Here is a 1,687-nt window from a genome sequence, read left to right on the forward strand (position 1 = left end):
GTTTGTGTCAAGCTTTTCTCGGTACCCTCTTCACCCCAGTATTTCCGGCACTCTATAGTTGTACGCTTTTTCGGCTACCGCGCGAATGTCTTCGCTTGGTCCCCTGGCATTTTAAGTTAGGTTCTAAAGACCAAGAACCTAACTTAAAATGCCAGGATGATTATCTAAAACTTTTGGATAGCTTCCCAATCGCGGATGAATGAGGTGCGTATACGCCGATTGAGCCTTGTTTAACGCCTATCGATGGACGTGTGGGTTGGCGCAGGTAAGAAGCCATTCGGACTACCTGTTTTACTTCTCGCTGCTTTCTTGCGCTTCGTTTAAGATTTTCAAGGTAAACTTCCCGTAATGTACCGTTTAGTATGCCTTGTTTAACTTTTACCATCGCCTCTGCACCTTCTGGACTCCAATGCATGCCTCGCTTCTTCATCCGATAGGTAACGTGGCGCTGATTGGATTCCATAGCTCCTAGACCTCTGGCGCCTTCTGGGGGATGATCTACACGCTTTCTCCAATCCAAAATACGATCCCAATTGTTCAAGACATACGTGCGAAAGTCCCTAACCTTTTCGACTTTTTTGGAGTCCTCAAGCGTGCTTTCGTAAGTGTCTAGCCATAAGTTAAAATGCTCCAGATCATGCTTCTCTAGCCCTTTTCGTATCTCTGATTTATACTCACTCTTTCCGGCCCCAAGCGCTCGATTAAGCCCTTGAAACACATGGTAAGAGTCTAATTGGTTTAGGACTGGATATTCCGATTGAGAAAAGGCTTCTTGAAACTTCTCAGCCGTGTAACCGGCTCCACCATCGCTATTTGTTACTACTCTCGTATTCTCCAGGGAATAGTGGTTGGCAGTAAATGCTTGAACTTCTTTCCAAAATTCCGAGGTTGGCTTGGTGGTCATGATCACTTTCTGATTACGCAAAGATACTCTTTTTCCATTCTTATCCCAGCCCTCATAAACAATCGCATGGCTCACCTCGTGACTTTTTTTCTTTTCCGTTCCCCGAACGAATACCCCATCAGCCTCCGCATAGAGAAACTCCACTTCTTCACCCTCTGGCAATTCAGCCGACTCCTCTAATTCGGTGACCATTTCCTCATCCGCCTTGGCTTGTGCTTCTCCAACTTCTCTCACAATCGTTCCAACCGTTGAATGACTAATATCTACAGCTGTCCACTCTTTCAGTACATGAGCCACATCCCGGTACGTGCCTTCAGCGGCCATTTCGGCAACCTTAACTTCTACAAAAGGACTTCTACGCTTGTACTTTTTAAATCCAGCCCATTCATCAAATGGATAGTGGGCATGACCTTCTGGATCATGCATAAGCGTATGTGTAAATCTCACTCCACCAAAAGTGAATTGAATTTCCCTTTCGTCATTTCTTTCAACGGACCATCCTTCTGCTTGTTTTTTCTTCACAATGACAGTATTCATATTGGTGAATACGTCCCCCAATAAGGACGTAAACACCTCATACATCAAGGTGCGAACATTTTCCTCGAATTCAATTAAATTATCTGTTTGATGTATTAATCTGTATAATTCTGATATAATAGTATCCATGAAGAGGCCTCTTTCTATGATGTATTTGCTTTGGTATGCATACATTTATGATAGAGTGCCTCTTCTTTTTTGACTAGGATTTTGCAGAAATCCCACCGAGAACTATTTTACACATAC

Annotated in this window: 1 protein-coding gene; it reads right to left on the reverse strand. The window is 43.6% G+C overall.

Annotated features, from left to right (window positions below):
• Positions 1-160: 160 nt before the first annotated feature.
• Positions 161-1,570 carry an ISLre2 family transposase gene (locus GN217_RS18495; protein WP_156858111.1) on the reverse strand — a complete coding sequence of 470 codons (1,410 nt, stop codon included), beginning with the start codon at positions 1,568-1,570 and terminating at the stop codon, positions 161-163.
• Positions 1,571-1,687: the final 117 nt, after the last annotated feature.

Origin of the sequence: Oceanobacillus sp. AG, from assembly GCF_009746545.1 — a bacterium.
GTDB classification, from domain to species: domain Bacteria; phylum Bacillota; class Bacilli; order Bacillales; family Amphibacillaceae; genus Oceanobacillus; species Oceanobacillus indicireducens.

What these genes read in the sequence shown, in the direction of transcription:
- GN217_RS18495 (WP_156858111.1), bottom strand. Translation starts at nt 1,570, where the DNA reads ATGGATACTATTATATCAGAATTATACAGATTAATACATCAAACAGAT.